The 14,664-nt window shown below is 46.3% G+C and carries 14 protein-coding genes; 5 read left to right on the top strand and 9 right to left on the bottom strand.

Annotated features, from left to right (window positions below):
- Window positions 1-382, top strand: a 382-nt coding sequence (locus VHA02S_RS17260) for a GNAT family N-acetyltransferase (protein ID WP_061788471.1), incomplete at its 5' end; no start/stop codon positions are given.
- Window positions 383-526: 144 nt separating this feature from the next.
- A complete protein-coding gene (locus tag VHA02S_RS17265; RefSeq protein WP_009695868.1) occupies window positions 527-1,066 on the top strand; it encodes a CAP domain-containing protein in 540 nt (179 codons plus the stop codon).
- Between the two features lie 78 nt (window positions 1,067-1,144).
- Here VHA02S_RS17265 and VHA02S_RS17270 read toward each other — a convergent pair whose 3' ends face one another.
- Complete coding sequence (locus VHA02S_RS17270; protein ID WP_038898052.1) at window positions 1,145-2,362, bottom strand: adenosylhomocysteinase; 1,218 nt, start codon at window positions 2,360-2,362, stop codon at window positions 1,145-1,147.
- A gap of 291 nt (window positions 2,363-2,653) precedes the next feature.
- Between VHA02S_RS17270 and VHA02S_RS17275 the strand changes: the two genes are divergently transcribed.
- Together VHA02S_RS17275 and VHA02S_RS17280 are read left to right on the top strand one after the other, a co-directional pair.
- On the top strand, window positions 2,654-3,538 hold the full coding sequence (locus VHA02S_RS17275; protein ID WP_038898051.1) for a LysR family transcriptional regulator: 885 nt from the start codon (window positions 2,654-2,656) through the stop codon (window positions 3,536-3,538).
- A gap of 210 nt (window positions 3,539-3,748) precedes the next feature.
- Window positions 3,749-4,366 (top strand): hypothetical protein, encoded by a 618-nt coding sequence (locus tag VHA02S_RS17280; RefSeq protein WP_172461359.1) that lies wholly within the window; start codon window positions 3,749-3,751, stop codon window positions 4,364-4,366.
- 80 nt (window positions 4,367-4,446) lie between these two features.
- Here VHA02S_RS17280 and VHA02S_RS17285 read toward each other — a convergent pair whose 3' ends face one another.
- The 5 genes from VHA02S_RS17285 to ohrR form a co-directional block, all read right to left on the bottom strand.
- Entirely contained in the window at window positions 4,447-4,866 is a 420-nt protein-coding gene (locus VHA02S_RS17285; protein ID WP_009695869.1) for a VOC family protein, read from the bottom strand.
- A 1,313-nt stretch (window positions 4,867-6,179) separates the two neighbouring features.
- Complete coding sequence (gene ahpF / locus VHA02S_RS17295) at window positions 6,180-7,748, bottom strand: alkyl hydroperoxide reductase subunit F (protein WP_038898048.1); 1,569 nt, start codon at window positions 7,746-7,748, stop codon at window positions 6,180-6,182.
- 172 nt (window positions 7,749-7,920) lie between these two features.
- On the bottom strand, window positions 7,921-8,478 hold the full coding sequence (gene ahpC / locus VHA02S_RS17300) for an alkyl hydroperoxide reductase subunit C (protein ID WP_005374632.1): 558 nt from the start codon (window positions 8,476-8,478) through the stop codon (window positions 7,921-7,923).
- Window positions 8,479-8,780: 302 nt separating this feature from the next.
- Window positions 8,781-8,918 (bottom strand): YHYH domain-containing protein, encoded by a 138-nt coding sequence (locus VHA02S_RS25895; RefSeq protein WP_005449646.1) that lies wholly within the window; start codon window positions 8,916-8,918, stop codon window positions 8,781-8,783.
- Between the two features lie 134 nt (window positions 8,919-9,052).
- Window positions 9,053-9,511 carry a transcriptional regulator OhrR gene (ohrR, locus tag VHA02S_RS17305; protein ID WP_038898047.1) on the bottom strand — a complete coding sequence of 153 codons (459 nt, stop codon included), beginning with the start codon at window positions 9,509-9,511 and terminating at the stop codon, window positions 9,053-9,055.
- Window positions 9,512-9,648: 137 nt separating this feature from the next.
- On the opposite strand from ohrR, the gene ohr reads away from it, so the two are divergent.
- On the top strand, window positions 9,649-10,071 hold the full coding sequence (gene ohr / locus VHA02S_RS17310; protein ID WP_005449644.1) for an organic hydroperoxide reductase Ohr: 423 nt from the start codon (window positions 9,649-9,651) through the stop codon (window positions 10,069-10,071).
- 78 nt (window positions 10,072-10,149) lie between these two features.
- On the opposite strand, the gene VHA02S_RS17315 is transcribed toward ohr, so the two are convergent.
- The 3 genes from VHA02S_RS17315 to VHA02S_RS17325 form a co-directional block, all read right to left on the bottom strand.
- Complete coding sequence (locus tag VHA02S_RS17315; protein WP_038898046.1) at window positions 10,150-11,247, bottom strand: YdcF family protein; 1,098 nt, start codon at window positions 11,245-11,247, stop codon at window positions 10,150-10,152.
- 202 nt (window positions 11,248-11,449) lie between these two features.
- Entirely contained in the window at window positions 11,450-12,406 is a 957-nt protein-coding gene (locus VHA02S_RS17320) for a hypothetical protein (RefSeq protein WP_033007529.1), read from the bottom strand.
- Between the two features lie 225 nt (window positions 12,407-12,631).
- Window positions 12,632-14,518, bottom strand: a complete 1,887-nt coding sequence (locus tag VHA02S_RS17325; protein WP_005449641.1) for a methyl-accepting chemotaxis protein — start codon at window positions 14,516-14,518, stop codon at window positions 12,632-12,634.
- Window positions 14,519-14,664: the final 146 nt, after the last annotated feature.

The following is a 14,664-nucleotide window of genomic DNA, read 5'->3' on the forward strand; positions in this document are numbered from 1 at the left end:
GGTTACTTGGGTATATTTCACAGTCAATGAAAGAGAAGATTACGCGGAGTTTCTTGATAGTGACCCACAAGGTTATGAAGTGTGCTTTCTAAATGGTGAACTCGTTGGTGCTTATGGTTTGAGTGGCAAAACACAGGCATTTCATAGCTTGAACTGGATTTTAATCTCACCAAAAGCGCAAGGCATGAAGGTTGGTCATGAGTTTATGAGCCGAGCGATTCACCGAGCTGAGCAGTTGAACATCCCCCAAATCAAAATCGCCGCAAGTCATTTATCTGCGCCGTTTTTTGCCAAATATGGTGCCGTAGAGCTGAACTACATCCCTGATGGTTGGGGTGTCGATATGCACCGTATCGATATGGAATTGAATCTCCAGTCGTAAGCAAATTCGAGCTATGAAAGCGTAGCGTGAGTATTTGGTTAAAACACCTTGCACCATATGGTGCTTTTATTGGTTTTTGTTAGGTTATTGGACTTGGTTATCGAAAGCGTTTTTTGCCTTTCGTCAAACAGATAAGGACAGACAATGCCAACAAAGATCTTAGTGCCTACTTTGGCGCTACTTCTCAGTGCATGCGGTGGCGATGGAGATTCGTCATCACCTGCAGACAGCGGCTCACAATCCCCTGATACACCACCTACAGCCACCACTTTTGCCGAGCAAATGCTTGCCGCAGTTAACGATGCTCGATCTAAAACTCAGCAATGTGGCTCAAGAACTATGCCTCCCGTTGGAGCGCTTACTTGGAGTTACGATTTAGAAAGCGCAGCTTATGGACACTCTAGCGATATGGCAAACAGTGATTTTATGAGCCATACCGGATCAAATGGCAGCACGCTTTCCAGTCGCGTCAATGCCACAGGTTATGCTTGGAGCAGGTTAGGAGAGAATGTCGCGAGAGGGCAACGTTCAATCGATGCGGTAATGAACTCTTGGCTATCGAGTGAAGGGCACTGCCTTAATATCATGAACGCCGACTTCGACCAGATGGGCTCATCCATGGTGGAGAACCAATCGACGAATTATCGCTATTACTGGACCCAAGTCTTCGCCAAGCAGCGTTGATGACGACAAATAGATCAGTCTGGACAACAAACAGATAAAGCCAGTAGAGGAGACTCAACTGGCTTTATTATTATTGGTTTAGTGATTAATCCAATGCTCACATGCCAGCTCTGCAACCATCATTTCGATATCAAATGGCACCGGTTGCGGTATTGGCTTCAGGGACTGCGCGTTTAAGGCGATGCGTTCTAAGCTCAATGTTTGCAACGCGAGACCAAGGTCCATGATCTCAATAGGATTGCCGTCACCAGCTGATAAGTTGACGAGGTTCGCGTCTGATAAGACGAACAGTTGTTTGTTGTTATCCTTGAGCTGATACGCAGTGACATGAGGGCGAATTTTGTTTTGGCTTGTGCTCAACTCCTCAAGTTGTGATAGGTTGATTTCACGTTGGAAATGCCCTGCGTTGGCAATGATGGTTTTGTCGCGCATCAATTCAAAGTGCTCTTTACGTAGTGTGTTATCGCGACCAGTAATCGTAATCACCATATCTGCGTCTGGTAGCGCTTCTTCTATGGTAGAGGTGTAAAAGCCCTCCATGTGAGCTTCCAACTTGGTTAGAGAATTGCTCTCTACGACCGTTACGTGAGCCCCCATACCACGCAAGCGCTGTGCTGTACCGGACCCGCAGTAACCATAACCGATGACCACCACTTTCTTACCATGCAGCATTACATTGGTTGCGCGCATAATGCCGTCGACAACCGATGAGCCTACACCGAAGCGGTTTTCAATGATGCGTTTGGACATAGTGTCATTGATGATCAACGTGCTCCATTGATCAGATTTAAAATCCTCTCTTAATCGGTTTGCGCCTGTGGTTGTTTCTTCAGTTGCGCCTAATAAAGTACTTTGCAGATGAGTGAATTCTGGATGAGTAAAAATAAGCTCATGCAAGTCCGCACCATTGTCAGCAATGATATCTGGATTAAAGCTCAACACATTTTGGCAATAACGTATGTGGTCTTCAAAGCTCTCATCGCGTCGTGAAAAGACATGAACGCCACAATCACGAACCAGCGCTGCAGCTGTTTCATCTTGTGTTGAACCCGGCGAGCCAGTCAGTACTACCTTTGCACCACCTTTAGTCAAGGCTTCCATCCAAACCCCGGTTTTGGCTTCAACATGCAAACAAATGCCAATGGTCAGCCCAGAGAATGGCTTTTCTCGATCTAGTCGCTCGATCAAACTGCGCATAATTGGCATGTGTGCTCTTGCCCAATCGATTCTTTTTTTGCCTTCTGGTGCAAGCTCTAGGTTGGCGATGTCATGAGTCATGCAATTATTGTGTGTCATCTGGTTTTCCTCTGTGCTCTCGTTCGTGTACTCAGAATGAAATAGGCTCAGAAGAAGAAAAATAAACTTAATCGCAAAGAGTGTTTCCCCACAGAAACGATAACGTGACGCCCTTAAAACGTGTGCTCCTATCTGATTGATTTTATTGATCTCAAAGAGTTCACCATCATCGAGTTTTATTATGCATCTTAGGAAACAGTAGGTTTCTACTACGGAACAATCATGCTTGTCGCTTCGCATACAATAAGTGGGGGCTTGATATAATTAAGGTAAGCAACTGAGACTAAGACAATGAAAAACCTGAATCTAAACCTATTGATGACGTTTTACACCGTGGTGAAACACAACTCCTTTTCAATGGCGGCAGATGAGCTGGTATTGTCTAAATCAGTGGTGAGCAAGCAGATCAAGCAATTGGAAAATGAGCTGCAATGCACATTGATTCACCGTACTACCCGCACCTTATCGCTGACAGAGCAGGGCAAGTTCCTCTATGAAAGCTACGTAAAAATCATTGATGACATCAAGCAATGCCACGATGCGTTGGACCAACAAAATGAGACGCTGAGCGGCACACTTAAAGTGCGTTTACCCATCGTGTTAGAGCATGACCATGCCTTGATGACGAAGATCTCCGAGTTCATGAAGCTGCACCCTCATTTAGAGTTAGATCTTACTTATGGCTATACGTTAGGCGGCTTACTGAGTGAAGGCATTGATCTTGCGTTTCATATTGGAACTGTGCCCGATAGTTCTTACAAGTGCAGAAAGATCAAAGACATCGGAACAAAAGTTGTCGCGTCTCCCCAATATGTCGAAACGTTTGGAGAACCATTTTTTCCATCTGATTTGAAGCAACACAGATGCATGAACTATCGCAGTTGCTTAACCAAAGATAAGTGGCGCTTCACTTTCTCGGACAATTCACACGAGTTCGTAGAACTTAAGTCACCTATTCGTTCAGATTCTGAAGCAATGCTGGTTCAAATGGCGAAAAACAGCGTCGGGATCGCGTGTGCGCTCGACTTTCTTGCCGATGGCTATCTTGCCAAAGGGGAGTTGGTGAGCTTGCTTCAAGAATATACGTGGTCAACGGAGCTTTATATCGTCTACCCAAGTACTGTTGCGCCGCCATACAAAGTAAGAACCTTTATCGATTATCTGCTGCTTGGTTAGTCTATTACCTTAGGCTTTGCCATTTTCCCCCTCTGTCGCTGTTATGAACAACCTAAGCTTTCACAGTATCCACTCGTGAGATTTTCTATTTTAGAACATGTGGTCTAAAAAGTTTGACAGGATAAGTTTTGATTGATTATTCTTTTTATAGACCAGATGGTCTTAAAAGATTTGAAATGAATAAGCCGTTTAAATGAAGGGGATCGAATGATGTCTACGAGTAAAACTACGATAAAGAATGCGCATATCAATTGGGATTGTGAGGGTAAGTTCAACTTCACGACTGGGTTTGGTGCAACCAAAGCGGAATCCATGATCGCCAATTACGCAGCGTTTATTGCTCCAGTGATCTTCTACTTTTTTGCATGGCAAACCTTGGAGTGGAGTTGGCTTCAAATTATTGTCGCGTCATTGCTCACGTTAGATATGATTGGAGGTGTTCTGACAAACTCTTTAGGCTCGATGAAGCGATTTCTACATACCGACCAAAAACTTGAGCTGACTTGGATGGGCAAATTGGTAGGCAGCAAATTCTTGTTCCCTGCTATTCACTTTCAATTGTTTGCTGTGCCGTTATGTTTTGATGTCGCTTGGTCTTACGCGTTTTTCTGGTATGCCGTGATGATGGTATCGGTTGTGTTTTTGCACTTCCTGCCGCTTTATTTACAACGTCCGGTTGCGCTACTTGCAGTCATGTTATCCATCATTCTTTCGACATTAGTCCCGGCTCCGACTGGTTTAGAATGGTTAGCACCAATCTTCATTATTAAGTTAGTGCTCTCACACGGTGTTCGAGAAGAGCCTTACCGCCCGTCTCTTTCTCAATAGATACGTGCATCGTCAATTACGCCCCCTTGATAAACGAAACGCCAGCAAGGAATTCCTGCTGGCGTTTTTTATACTTGGTATTAACTCGTTAAGTTACGTAGTTTTGGATCATCGGTAAGGTATTCTACAAATTCGATTTCAAAGCCAGCTGGGTCAACAAAGTAAATGTTCTTACGGTATGGCTCTTTTGCGCCGGGTTGGGCAATTGGATAACCAGCTTCAATCAATCGTTTTGTCACACCGTCGATGTCATTAGTCACGTAGGCGAAGTGTGCGAGACCAACTTGGTGACCACTTAATTCTCGGTTGTTGCCTTCGCCGTGGTCGCTCATTGCAATGTATTGGTATTCATCGCCAAAGTGCAGCCAGTTTCTCGGCTTTCCACTCCATTCGCCAGTACCTTCATCACGTACATACCAATGCGGAAATGCCGCTTGATAAAACTTCAGCATTTCTGGGATATCCTTTACCACTAAGTTCACATGTTCTAGTTGGATCATTGTGTGCTCCTTTCTTTCATTTCCTAGCCAACGATGAACATGCTAAAACCTCAAGTTAAGTTGAAGTAAAGGGCTTTTTGGAATTTTTTATTGTAAGTGCTTTGGCTAATTATTTGGATCGAGTTTTTGGTGAATAGATTCCCAGTCTCACCTAGGTTCGCGGGAATGACGGAAAGAGAGAGCTAAACGAGCAGCGTCATTCTGAAGGAGCCTAAGCGAGTATTCAGAATCAATTTTCAGCGCGTTGTGATGTTGCATTGTGATTTGAACTTTCCGCGATTGCAGGGCCAATTCCTCCCCTTTGAACTCGTTGCTTTGAGAGCTTCGGAGTTTGATACAAGGGGAGGTTAGGTGGGGTTGGTGGTTTGAGGCTGAATGTTGGGTTAGGTGCTTGCAACCCTCTTTCACCTTTTGTTTGTCTGTGTTCTTGCTAATCATTTTCGATCGAGTTTGTGGTGAGTAGATTCCCAGTCTCACCTAGGTTCGCGGGAATGACGGGGAGAGAGCGTGAAACGAACAGCGTCATTCTGAAGGAGCCTAAGCGAGTATTCAGAATCTATTTTCAGCTCGTTGTTGTGTTGCAATGTGAATTGAATTATCCGCGAATGCAGAACCAATTCCTCCCCTTTGAACTCGTTGTGTTGAGATCTTCGAAGTTTGATACAAGGGGAGGTTAGGTGGGGTTAGTGCTTTGAATCTGAATGTTGGGTTAGGTGCTTGCGACCTTCTTTCACCTTTTGTTTGTTCGTGTTCTTACTAATCAATTTCGATCGAGTTTTTGGTGAGTAGATTCCCAGTCTCACCTAGGTTCGCGGGAATGACGGAAAGAGAGAGCTAAACGAACAGCGTCATTCTGAAGGAGCCTAAGCGAGTATTCAGAATCTATTTTCAGCGCGTTGTGATGTTGCATTGTGAATTGAATTATCCGCGAGTGTAGAACCAGTTCCTCCCCTTTGAGCTCAGAGTATTGAGAGCTTCAGAGTTTGATACAAGGGGAGGTTAGGTGGGGTTAGTGCTTTGAATCTGAATGTTGGGTTATGCGCTTGCAACCCCCTCCAACTCACCCTTTTCTCGACATCGTTTGCCAAGCATTTGAATATGGTTATCAAGGGGGAGGGCTGTTCTTTCTTGTTGTGTGCTCAGTGTTTTCGCCACAAACCAAAAAAAGCCAGCAGTAGTAGCTGCTGGCAAAGTCTTTGGGCTTCTAGGTTTTTGCTTTTATTTCTTGCCACTCCGTTCTACACAGTGCCCCGATTGGCCTTCTGGGGAAGAAAACACAGCACTGTGCGCTTTGTGTCCAAGAAATTTGGAGATTAACCTTGCTTACGGATTAGGTAGTCAAATGCGCCTAAGCTTGCTTTTGCACCTTCACCCATCGCAATGATGATCTGTTTGTAAGGAACGGTTGTTGCGTCACCGGCTGCGAACACACCTTCTAGGCTAGTATCGCCACGGCTACCGACTTCGATTTCGCCGCGATCAGATAGGGCTACTTCTGAATCTTTTAGCCATTCTGTGTTCGGTACTAGACCGATTTGAACAAAGATACCTGACAGTTCAATCTCTTTGATTTCATCTGTGTTGCGGTCTTTGTACTTCAAGCTTGTTACGCGAGTACCGTCGCCCACAACTTCAGTAGTTTGCGCCATCGTGATGATGTCTACGTTTGGTAGTGAGTTCGCTTTGTCGATAAGCACTTGGTCTGCGCGAAGTACGTCTGCGAATTCAAGAACCGTTACGTGTTCGACGATACCAGCAAGGTCGATAGCAGCTTCGATGCCTGAGTTACCACCACCGATAACCGCAGTTTTCTTGCCTTTGAACAGTGGGCCGTCACAGTGTGGGCAGTACGCGACACCTTTGTTGCGGTACTCTTGCTCACCCGGAACGTTCATTTCACGCCAGCGTGCACCAGGGCTTAGGATGACACTCTTACTCTTCAGCGTTGCGCCGCTTTCAAGTTGGATATGAATCAAACCATCTTCTGTGTGTGCTGCGCCCATTAGCTTCTCAGCTTGTTGCTCAGTTACTACGTCTACGTCGTATTCTTTTAGGTGTTCTGCTAGGTCAGTTGCCAGTTTTGGACCTTCAGTACGTTTTACCGAAATGAAGTTCTCAATTGCCATGGTGTCCATAACCTGACCACCAAAGCGCTTAGCAACAATGCCAGTGCGAATACCTTTACGAGCAGCGTATAGAGCAGCTGCGCTACCACCAGGACCACCGCCGACAACAAGTACGTCGTATGGGTCTTTTTCGCTCAGTGCTTTTGCGGCTTTCTCGCTTGCTCCGTCATCCACTTTGTTCAGGATTTCAGTCAGAGACATACGACCTTGACCAAATAGCTCGCCGTTCACGAATACACTTGGTACTGCCATGATGTCGCGTTGTTTCACTTCATCTTGGAACAAACCACCGTCGATCATGGTTGCTTTTACTTTCGGGTTGATCGCCGCCATCATGTTGAACGCTTGAACTACGTCGGGACAGTTTTGGCACGACAGTGAAATGAAGATTTCTACGTCTAGATCTTTGTCTAGTGCTGCGATTTGCTCAATCACTTCCGGTTCTAGTTTGATTGGGTGACCGCCAGAGTGAAGCAGTGCCAATACTAGAGAGGTAAATTCGTGACCCATTGGCAAGCCTGCAAAGCGTAGTGCTGTGCCTTTTGCTGGGTTAGTTACCGCCATCACTGGTTTACGTGCGCTTGCGTTGTCGTCACGTTCAACGGTGATTAGGTCGCTCATCTCTGCGATTTGGTTCGCTAGAGACAAAATGTCATTCGATGCTTTGCTTTCATCTAGACTAACCACTAAACGAACTTCTTCTTTTACATTAGCCAGATATTGTTTGAGTTGTTGTTGGATCGCTTGGTCTAACATAGTTGTTACTACCTTAATTAAAACTAAAAAGTGGTTACTGTAGATAAAACCTGAGGGGGAGAGAGCAAATCAGGCAGAAGGTCGTCAAGGTATCTAACCTGAAGTGCTCTCTAATTCAGTTCTAATCAGAAAAAGGAAATCGGGAACTGATTAGAACTTAAATTTCAGTGGCTTAGATTTTGCCAACTAGGTCTAGTGATGGAGCTAGTGTCTCTTCACCTTCTTTCCATTTAGCTGGGCAAACTTCGCCTGGGTGCGCTGCTACGTATTGAGCTGCTTTCACTTTGCGTAGTAGGTCTTCTGCGTCACGACCGATACCTTCAGCAGTGATTTCCATTGCTTGGATAGTACCTTCTGGGTCGATTAGGAACGTAGCGCGGTCTGCAAGACCTTGACCTTCACGCATCACACCGAAGTTGTTTGTGATGTTGCCTGTTTGGTCGCCAAGCATGTAGTACTGAATCTTACCGATTGTGTCTGAGCTGTCGTGCCATGCTTTGTGAGTGAAGTGTGTGTCAGTTGATACTGAGTAAACTTCTACGCCACGTTTTTGTAGCTCTTCGTAGTGGTCTGCTAGGTCGCCCAGTTCTGTTGGACATACAAACGTAAAGTCTGCTGGGTAGAAGAAGAATACTGCCCATTTACCTAAAACGTCTTGTTCTGTTACTTCAACGAATTCGCCGTTTTTGTACGCTGTAGCTGCAAATGGTTTGATTTGAGTATTAATCATAATTTACTTTCCTTTGAATGTTTTAAGCTGAGCTGTTGTTGCTTTCGGAAAGTATATTCTCATCGGAGTGTGTTTAAGGAAAATCGCTTGTAACTATCCTATTGATAGCCATTTCCTATTTCACTTGATAGGCATATCCGATGTAGGTGAGTTTGCTTTGATAGGTTTTATTGAAGATGAATGCAGAGCGATAATAGATAATGTTGATTGAGAAGGACGATGAGGGAGGATGGAGGTATAACGTGTGATTCCCGCTTAAAAAGGCGCGATAAGCCGCGCCTTCTCATATTATGCAAACGGAATTATTTGCGGTTGTGACAGTGGTACTCACCAGTTTTACTGTTTGTATGACAGCCATTTGCATCGGTGCCTCCAGAATGGGCAAACGCCGCAGAAACCATACCGAAACTAACAAGAAGAACGAATACTGCCTTTTTCATTTAATACTCCGAAATGTATGCCCAAACTTGAGCGCGCGGAGTTTTACATAAGTGCTACTGGTTGAGTATGATTTCAATCAACCTTTAACGTCTCATCGCCCACTTATTTCGTCAGTGGGCAAGATTTCAAAGGATTAGCTCAGATTGTCGAGCACTTTGCCACACAGCTTCTTCAGCATGATCATTTCATCCAGCTCTAATGTGATTTTACACATCATGGCGTTTGGCACTGACTTGGCTTGTTCTCTGAGAGCAAGACCTTGCTCGGTGAGGTTGAGTACGCGGACGCGCTCATCGGTTTCACTGCGACCACGCTCTACATAGCGTTTTGCTTCTAAGCGTTTAAGCAGCGGTGTGAGTGTGCCTGAGTCCAAATGCAGTTGTGATCCCAGTTCTTTCACACTGGCACCGTCTTTCTCCCACAGCACCATCATCACTAAGTACTGCGAATAAGTCAGATCAAGCTCGTCCAGCAGCGGGCGGTAAGCTCGGATCACTGCATTTGCTGCGCTGTAGAGCGGGAAGCAAACTTGGTTTTCGAGTAAGAGTTTATCGTCGTCGGTCATGGTGTTGTCGGTGTAACACTGGCTCATTGGCGTTGCCTACCTGCTCATAGAAAAAGAGAGTTATAAAATAAATTGTGCACAATATAGTTGCAAACGATCTTTACTTCGATCTAAGATTGTGGGCAATTAAATTGTGCGCAACTTAAATTAGGAAGGATACTCGCATGACTACTCTATACAAAACTCAAGCTACCGCTTTGGCTGGTCGTAATGGTCAAGTAAAAACAGATGACGGTCTTCTCGATCTAGAGCTGTCATACCCGAAGGAAATGGGCGGCACAGGCGCAGCAACTAACCCAGAACAGCTGTTCGCAGCAGGCTATTCGGCATGTTTTTCTAACGCGATTCTGCACGTAGCACGTGAAGGTAAAGTAGACCTGAAAAGCGCACCCGTAACAGCGGAAGTAGGTATCGGTCCGAACGACAACGGCGGCTTCGCACTAACAGTGAGCCTAGCGGTAGAGCTAGATATGCCACAAGAACAAGCGCTAGAGCTAACGCGCATTGCGCACCAAGTTTGCCCATACTCAAACGCAGTTCGTGGCAACATTGATGTAGCAGTAACGGTAAACGGCGAAGCGATTTAAGCGGGTCTTACCACGGCACAAAGACAAGAAAGCCTGCAAGTACGCAGGCTTTTTTTGATTGGTATGAAGCGAGAATACTTAACGCGACTCTAGCGGGTAAGATCGGTAGCTCCACATGCCGTAAGTACGCAGTGCATCGCGATAAATACCAAGCAATTCGCTATCGCTGGCTTTGGCTAAGTCTTTAAGCGGTTTGTCTGGGTAACTTACGGTGTCGAAAGAGATGCCTTGTGGACCAGTTTGCCAGCTTGCGATTTCAAATAGCGTTTGACCACGGCGCACGTGGCTCGCTGAGCTGATGATGGTCGCGTGCTTGATGTTATGACGTGCTAATGCGTAGCTGCTGAATAGAGCGTTACCTACCGTGCTGGTGGCATAGTTTTCTTCAATGATGCGATCTTTGCTGATGCCTTTTTCGATCAGCCAGTCTGCCATTAATTTGCCTTCGGTTTTGTGGTTCTTTGGTACGCCGCCCGTCAATACGATCAACGCGTCTGGGTTTGCTTTTGCCATGGCTAGCGTGGTTTCCAAACGCTCAACCAAGATTTGGTGCATTGAACCATCCGGATTCAGTGCGTATCCCAGTGTGACGATCGCCCCCTTGTCATTTAGTTTGCCTTTATCGGCTTTCTCTTTTAGTGGCGTGGCAAGCACGCGGTCTACAGTGTCGAAGATGCGTTGGATGTCTGCCGCTTTACCAGCATTGAGCTTCGTGAGCGTCGCCATGTGTTTCGCTGATTCCGCTTGGTTGCCCTCAAAGCGTTGCCATACCGCTAAGTAAGCGTGCAAGTCCACATCGTCTGGTGCGACCGAAAGGGCTTGTTCGAACAGTTCAATCGCGCGGTCTGCATTCTTGTTGTAGATCTGCGCGTTTGCCGCAGAAATCAGCAGGTCAGTACGGTATGGCTCAAGTTTGTAGGCTTCTAGTAAGCGGTCGGTAACAATCTCCATGTTGCTCGGCATTTTGGCGGTAAAACCAGCGTGCGAGATACGCGCAGGGGATTTGAATGCCTTTACCGCGTCGTTGAGCAGTTGGTCGACAACCTGACGCTTGGTGACGATCTGTGAATAGTCGGCTGAAGATTGGATAGCAGCATCGTTTGCTGCAATGGAGTATGGAGCAGCCGTTAGCGCAATCACGCTACCAAGAGCAATAGCAAGTAAGTTCTTCTTCATGAAATGTCCTAGAGGTGCTGTAGTACCTAGTTTTTATCGTGCCTAACGTTGTTGTAGGTCGAACGAGTTCGATGGATTTTTTCAGTCTAGGTTCGCTTCATGAATAAACTGTGAAATGAATCCCAACTCAGCCGAACGAAGGGATTCATGTGGTTAAAACGCGAAGTAGGATCACGAAAAACGTTGCCCACCGGCTGTTGTGTTAAACGGTTGGATTTAAAGACAATCGCGAGCTGGTTGCTCTCTTCATATGTGAACAGCACTCGACCAGCCATCCATTACGATGTGCGGCGTTGTATGCGCCTCGACAGCAGCGAAGCCAATCTTTCTTGGTCGAGAAGTAAGAGGCGCTGCCCTTACAGATTTTCAGTGTCCATTTGGCGCGAGCAGAGCGCATATGCTGGCAACACTTTTTCATCCATCCATTACGGTGTGCTGCGAAGTAAGCGCCACTGCAGCCTTCTTGCCATGCGGTTCGAGTCTTGAATTCAGAAGCACTTTTGATGCAGGCGTCGAGTGTCCATTTCTTTTGCGTCCTCGGCGCACCCATGTGAGCGCAGCAGTGCTCCAACCAACCTCGGTTTCGTGCCGCTTGATACGCACTTTTGCACGCGCTGATCCACTCGGTCCGGGTCCGAAACGCTCGAGCGCTTTTGAGGCACGCCGCGAAGTCCCATTTCAGTTCGATGGGCTTCATGTGAGTGCAGCATTCGTCTAGCCAACCATTACGATTTGCTGCGTTATAAGCACCGCTGCAACCGCGTTGCCAATCAGAACGGGTATTGTACTTCTTGGCATTTTTCGCGCAGTTTTCAAAGGTCCATTTTTTACCTGTACGAGAGGGAAGCATGTGAGCGCAGCAATCTTCTACCCAGCCATTTTTACGAGCTGCATGGTAGGCGCTTTTGCACGCTTGGTTCCACTCAGAGCGGGTTTTATATCGAGCGGCGCTGCGTACGCATTTTTCGTAGGTCCACTTAACGCCAACGCGTTGCATGTGGGCACAGCATTGGTCTAGCCAACCGTTACGATAAGCAGCACTATAAGCCGCTTTACTCCCTTCGCTCCATGCGGTGCGGGTTTTGTATTGTGCTGCGCTTCGTTTGCACAGTTCGAGATTCCATTTCCCCCGTTTTTTGGGTAGGTCCATAAGATTCATAAGCGCACCTCTTCGAACGTATTCAGAATAAGGTTGAAAAGCCGTTTCCCTAAATGATGTCCTACCACGCTTTCTATGAAGCTTGCTCGTGGCGGTAGGTGAAAATACTGGTTGGATATATGTACGGATTTTTAAGGCTTTGAGGTCAATTTAAGAGAGAAGTATCGGTGGGAAAAACAAACCCCGCAGCTAGGCGGGGTTTGATATTGAGCTTAGAAACGAGTATTACGCCAGTTTAAATGTCGCTACTTTCGAGTTGAGGTCTTCAGCTTGTGATTTCAGCTCAGAAGATTGGTTCATGGATTCTTCTGCACCAATCACCAAGTGATCGGTCACGTCTTTGATGGACGTAACATTCTGCGTGATCTCGTTGGTCACGTGCGTTTGCTCTTCTGCTGCTGTAGCGATTTGTGTCGCCATGTCGCTGATCAATGCAACCGCTGAATTGATTTCATCCAACGCTTGCGAAGCACGGTCGGCATCTTCTACCGAACCCATCGCCAGTTCTGAACTGCGTTCCATCAAGGTTACAGCACGTTGAGTGGTGCGTTGCAGCGTTTCGATGGTGGATTTGATCTCTTCTGTTGAAGTGTGTGTACGTTGCGATAGTACGCGAACTTCATCAGCCACGACTGCAAATCCACGACCTTGTTCACCAGCGCGCGCCGCTTCGATTGCCGCGTTCAACGCAAGTAGGTTGGTTTGTTCAGCAATATCACGGATGGTCGACAGCACGGTGTTGATGTCTTGTGCGTGTTGGTTTAGTTCACTAATAACACCACTTGCTTGGTTCACTTCAGAAGACAAGTTGTTGATCGAGTCTTTCGTGTTTACCACAAGTGAGTGACCGTTTTGTGTGCTTACTGATGAATCTTGCGCTACTTTCGCTGTTTGTTCAGCGTGAGAGGCGATCTCTTGAGTTGCAGACGCCATTTCTGTCACTGCCGTTGCCACAAGCGTGATTTCTTGTTGCTGATGGTTTAGCTCATCAACCGATTGGTTTGCACGCTTAGTGCTTAGCTCAGACTGTTGGTTTAGGTCTTCGGCTTGATGACGAATATGACCAATAAGCTGCTGAAGGCTCGCAACGAACTGGTTGAAGTTCTCTGCCAGTTCACCTACCTCATCGCGGTTTTCTACTTTGATGCGTTGAGTTAAGTCACCACTGCCGTTAGCGATTTGCGACAGTGCATGAGAGACGTTGTAAAGCGGGCGGAACAGGATGTTACACAGCAAGTTAAACAACGCCACACAGATGATCACAACGATAGCCGTCGCGATAATTTGTCCCCAAACGGCATCGTAAAGTGGTGCAACAAGTGAGTCGCTATCCAGAACGGTTACTGTGGTTAGCTTGGTACCGTCGATGGCTTTTGCGTAAACCACAAAGTCTTTACCCTGAATAGACACAGTTCGATCCTGACCAGATCTTGCTGCTGCAACGATGTCATTGTTGCTCAAACCAAGCTTGCTCACAGGTTGATTAAGCAGTTTGCTGTCGTTGTGAGTGAAGATATTGCCTTGGTCGTTCGCAATGAACATATAGCCTTCGCCCGGTAAAATTACTTGGTTTAGGCTGTTTAGGATATCGCCGATTTCTACGTCAGCACCTAATACTGAGGTTTGACCGTGAAGCTGTATCGCTTTACCCAAAGACACCACGTTTGCGCCTGTTGCGGCGGCAACCGTTGGGTTATCCATAAAGACTTTGGATGGATTAGCAATGGCATTGGTATACCAACCCCATTTGCGTGGGTCATCGTTACCTGGTGGTAGAACAACGCCGTTTGCGTTATCTTGCGAACCGTCCGGGTAAGCTAAGAAGACGTTATCAAACTTGGCAGAATCGCGAACTTGTTTTAAGTGCGTCACGATTGCCGATTTTTTAGCGTCTTGTGATAGTGAAGTCAGTGCTCGTTCTTTGGATAGAATCCAGTCACTTACATATTGGTTGTAAGATGCGCTTGTGCTTTCTAAACGCTGTGCAACTTCAACGTCAAGTCGTTGCAAAGAGTCACGGAAAGACAGCCCCTCTACCAACACTCCCCCGAGGATGATGGCAGCGCTGGCAGAGATCGCCAGCTTGTTCTTCAAAGATAAGTTCTTAAACATACAGATATGATTGGCTCTTATTATTTATAAAAATTTGTATTTCGCGCCGATATTATATTTTAGTGTTCAAAATAAATACCGATCTGTGTCGCGTATTTGATTCATACTCATGCTAATGCACACATTTTGTTCAAATTGTTTTGCTT

Origin of the sequence: Vibrio harveyi NBRC 15634 = ATCC 14126 = KCTC 12724 (genome assembly GCF_001591145.1) — a bacterium.
Classification (GTDB): Bacteria; Pseudomonadota; Gammaproteobacteria; order Enterobacterales; family Vibrionaceae; genus Vibrio; species Vibrio harveyi.

Coding starts and splice junctions, on each gene's coding strand:
- VHA02S_RS17320 (WP_033007529.1), bottom strand. CDS start 12,406: ATGAATCTTATGGACCTACCCAAAAAACGGGGGAAATGGAATCTCGAA.
- ohrR (WP_038898047.1), bottom strand. CDS start 9,511: ATGAGCCAGTGTTACACCGACAACACCATGACCGACGACGATAAACTC.
- VHA02S_RS17280 (WP_172461359.1), top strand. CDS start 3,749: ATGTCTACGAGTAAAACTACGATAAAGAATGCGCATATCAATTGGGAT.
- ahpC (WP_005374632.1), bottom strand. CDS start 8,478: ATGATTAATACTCAAATCAAACCATTTGCAGCTACAGCGTACAAAAAC.
- VHA02S_RS17265 (WP_009695868.1), top strand. CDS start 527: ATGCCAACAAAGATCTTAGTGCCTACTTTGGCGCTACTTCTCAGTGCA.
- ahpF (WP_038898048.1), bottom strand. CDS start 7,748: ATGTTAGACCAAGCGATCCAACAACAACTCAAACAATATCTGGCTAAT.
- VHA02S_RS17270 (WP_038898052.1), bottom strand. CDS start 2,362: ATGACACACAATAATTGCATGACTCATGACATCGCCAACCTAGAGCTT.
- VHA02S_RS25895 (WP_005449646.1), bottom strand. CDS start 8,918: ATGAAAAAGGCAGTATTCGTTCTTCTTGTTAGTTTCGGTATGGTTTCT.
- VHA02S_RS17275 (WP_038898051.1), top strand. CDS start 2,654: ATGAAAAACCTGAATCTAAACCTATTGATGACGTTTTACACCGTGGTG.
- VHA02S_RS17315 (WP_038898046.1), bottom strand. CDS start 11,247: ATGAAGAAGAACTTACTTGCTATTGCTCTTGGTAGCGTGATTGCGCTA.
- ohr (WP_005449644.1), top strand. CDS start 9,649: ATGACTACTCTATACAAAACTCAAGCTACCGCTTTGGCTGGTCGTAAT.
- VHA02S_RS17285 (WP_009695869.1), bottom strand. CDS start 4,866: ATGATCCAACTAGAACATGTGAACTTAGTGGTAAAGGATATCCCAGAA.
- VHA02S_RS17325 (WP_005449641.1), bottom strand. CDS start 14,518: ATGTTTAAGAACTTATCTTTGAAGAACAAGCTGGCGATCTCTGCCAGC.